The 3311-nt window shown below is 36.8% G+C and carries 2 protein-coding genes; one reads left to right on the top strand and one right to left on the bottom strand.

Annotation, left to right across the window (positions count from 1 at the left end; all coding sequences use genetic code 11):
• Positions 1-290: 290 nt before the first annotated feature.
• Complete coding sequence (locus tag HRT55_RS20935; RefSeq protein ID WP_291624396.1) at positions 291-1541, bottom strand: DEAD/DEAH box helicase; 1251 nt, start codon at positions 1539-1541, stop codon at positions 291-293.
• Between the two features lie 91 nt (positions 1542-1632).
• Here HRT55_RS20935 and HRT55_RS20930 point away from each other — a divergent pair, with 91 nt between their 5' ends.
• Positions 1633-3222, top strand: a complete 1590-nt coding sequence (locus HRT55_RS20930) for a response regulator (RefSeq protein WP_291624395.1) — start codon at positions 1633-1635, stop codon at positions 3220-3222.
• The last annotated feature ends 89 nt before the right edge of the window (positions 3223-3311 follow it).

The following is a 3311-nucleotide window of genomic DNA, read 5'->3' as shown; positions in this document are numbered from 1 at the left end:
TTGAAGTCAACGTTTTTTCTTAATTAAAAGTAAAGTATTTTAAAACACTTTAAAACTCAACGTTAAGTTAACTGATTACCCTTAAAAGCAAGAAGATAACTTATCAAAACGTCCAGTTGGTCAAGGTTATTGCCTGAACCCCTTGGAACTGGGGCGCATTCTAGAGGGTTTTAGTTTTAGTACAAGGATTAATTTCAATCTTTTGTCTGTTCGATTATAAATACCGCTATTCGCCTACTTGCTGAATCAATATAGCTGCTAAATAGCGCAAAGCACATAAGCATTAGTTATTATCTTCTACTACTTTTCGAACTTGGTCTTCTTTTATTCGACTTATCTCCTGAAGAAAACGCCTTTTTTCGTGCGTTTTTCTTATTAATCGGCTTTTTGTCCGCTTGAGAGGCTTTTGTTAAGTCCGGTTCATAGCCAGGTAACCACTGTTGCAATAGACTTATCTCGAGTAATTCTTCTATTGCTGTTAGTAACCATTCTTCTCCTGTACTCACTAACGACACAGCCAAACCAGAATTCCCCGCTCTTGCCGTACGCCCTATACGATGAACATAGTCTTCGGCGTTGTATGGAAGTTCATAATTTATAACATGGTTAAGGCCTTTTATATCGATACCTCGCGCTGCTACATCGGTCGCGATTAAAGCCCTTATTTTACCTTCTTTAAATTCATGCAATGCTTTTTCACGAGCACCTTGAGATTTGTCGCCATGTATAGCTAGTGATTTTACGCCATCTTTCGTCATTTCTTTTGCTAAATGATCTGCACATTGCTTTGTGCGGGTAAAAACTAAAACTTGCTGCCAGTTCTTTGAACCTATTAAATAAGAAGTTAACTCTCTTTTACGATCAGCATCTACGGCATAAACAATTTGCTCTACATCATCCGCAGCTTTGTTTTTCTCATCAATTTCGACAATTTTGGGATTAACTAAAATACTTTTACTCATGTTATATATTTCATCTGCAAAAGTTGCAGAGAAAAGTAGAGTTTGTTTATCAATTGGAAGGTATTTCCGAATTTGATCGATTTCCTCTTTAAAGCCCATATCCAACATTCGATCTGCTTCATCAAATACGACAGTGTTTATCTGTGCTAAAGAAAGGTGCCCACTTCTAATAAGATCCAATAATCGACCAGGTGTCGCGATTAAAACATCAACTCCTGCTTTTAATTCGCTAATTTGTTTTTTAGTACTTACGCCGCCATAGGCAATGCCAATATTTAGATTGGTGAACTGTCCATAATGGCAGAAGCTTTTGTACACTTGTTGGGCCAACTCTCTAGTCGGCGTTAATACCAAGGCACTTAGTACTTGTTTACCTGATTGCTTTACAATTAACTTTTGTAGGATTGGTAGTGCAAAAGCAGCCGTTTTGCCAGTGCCTGTTTGCGCTCTTGCCATCACATCATGTTTAGCTAGAATTAGAGGGATACTTTGCTTTTGAATTTCTGTTGGTTCATCATAAGCAGATTCAGCTATTGCTTTAAGCAATGTGGTGTCTAAGGAAAAAGAAGAAAAAGTCATGCGTTTAGCCAGTCAGTATAGAATGTGCTAATTGTACCAGAAGACATCTATCACTATTCCGGTAATTAGGGTATTTGATATTAAGGACATTATGGATAAATCCAATTCTAAGAATATGCGGTACTTGATTGTTGATAACATAAAGCCTTCACAGGATATTCTTAAGCAATTTGTTATGGGCCTGACCAATAAGCAAGTGGATAGTACTCACTATGCACAGGACGTTGCATCAATCTGCCAACAAAAATCTTACGATGTAATTTTATTGGGTTATGATCTCGGGGATAATCAAAAGAATGGTCAACAAATCTTAGAGGAATTGAGAGTAAATGGTTATATAAACAGACATTGTATTGTAATTTTAATTACCGCCGAAGTATCACAATCTATGGTACTCGCAGCACTAGAGCATAAACCTGATCACTATTTATGCAAACCCTACTCTCTGTATGATCTAGATAAACGCTTAAATCATTGTCTTCATAAAAAAAAGGCTATGGCACATATATATCAGGCCCTCGATCAAAGAAATCCTCTTCTGGTCATAGAACGGTGTGAAAGTGCACTAGCAAATAAAACCACTTACAAAACTGAATGCTTAGGAATAATTTCAAGACAATACTTTGAGTTGCAGCGTTACGATGAAGCAAAGTCTATCTATATGACCTACCAAAACGCCTCAAATTGTCAATGGGCTACAATAGGCCTTGGAAAATTAGCTCTTCACGAAAATAAACTAAAACATGCAGAAGAATTATTTAAATTACTAATACAGGATTATCCTTTATATTTGTCAAGTTATGACTGGCTTGCTGCTACTTATGAAGAGCAGTTCCATTATGTTTTTGCCGAAGATATTTTAGAAAAAGCGTTGAAGTTGTCACCTCGATCTTTAAATAGATTAAAGAAGTATGCACAGCTATGTGTTCACAATGAAAATTTTGATAAAGCAACGGTAGCATATGAAAATAACCATAAGCTTGCTCATAACTCTATCCACCATTGTGCCGACAATACTATTAAATATGTACAGGCTGTAATCGAACATGCCCCATCACTTCCCCTTGCCGATGCTAAGAAAATGAATAACAAAGCTTTAAGCTTTATGAAACAAATGACACGTGACTTTAAAGGTGTAGATATCAGAATCCAATCCCATCTCCTTGGCGCATGCTTATTTGAAATTACCAAAGAAAGAAAATTAGCAAACACGGAAATGCAACTTGGACAGCTACTACTGACAAAGGAACAACAGAATATCCCCCACGACAAATTAATAGCTATATCACTTACCTTAAAAAAGCTTAAAAAAGATAACCTTGCTACACAGATACTACTGACTGATGGAATAGTTAATGCTAAAGATGGAACTTTTGTTAGCTTAAAAGAGCAAGCACAAGCTAATATTGAAATTGGGTTATCATTATATGCAAAGAAAGATTACCCGCAGGCTATTGTTAAATTGAGAGAGGCTGAAATAATGTTTCCAAAGCATATTGGTATTAAACTTAACCTTTTACAGGTACTGCTTGTATCTATCGAAGAGAACGACAGGGGTAATAAAAATTTGGATAGGGCCAAGAAATTATTAGTTGATGTAGGCGGTTTGAAACTGACTACGGAAGAATCTGAAAGGCTGAAAAAAATGCAAAAAAAATACCAGCTAGTTGCTGGTATTTAGTCTTCCTAACGGAATATGGTGGAGGGAGGTGGATTCGAACCACCGAAGGCTGAGCCGTCAGATTTACAGTCTGATCCCTTTGGCCACTC

The organism is Colwellia sp. (assembly GCF_013214175.1).
Lineage (GTDB): Bacteria > Pseudomonadota > Gammaproteobacteria > Enterobacterales > Alteromonadaceae > Colwellia.
This window is presented reverse-complemented; position numbering and strand designations above follow the sequence as displayed.

What these genes read in the sequence shown, in the direction of transcription:
- HRT55_RS20930 (WP_291624395.1), top strand. Translation starts at nt 1,633, where the DNA reads ATGGATAAATCCAATTCTAAGAATATGCGGTACTTGATTGTTGATAAC.
- HRT55_RS20935 (WP_291624396.1), bottom strand. Translation starts at nt 1,541, where the DNA reads ATGACTTTTTCTTCTTTTTCCTTAGACACCACATTGCTTAAAGCAATA.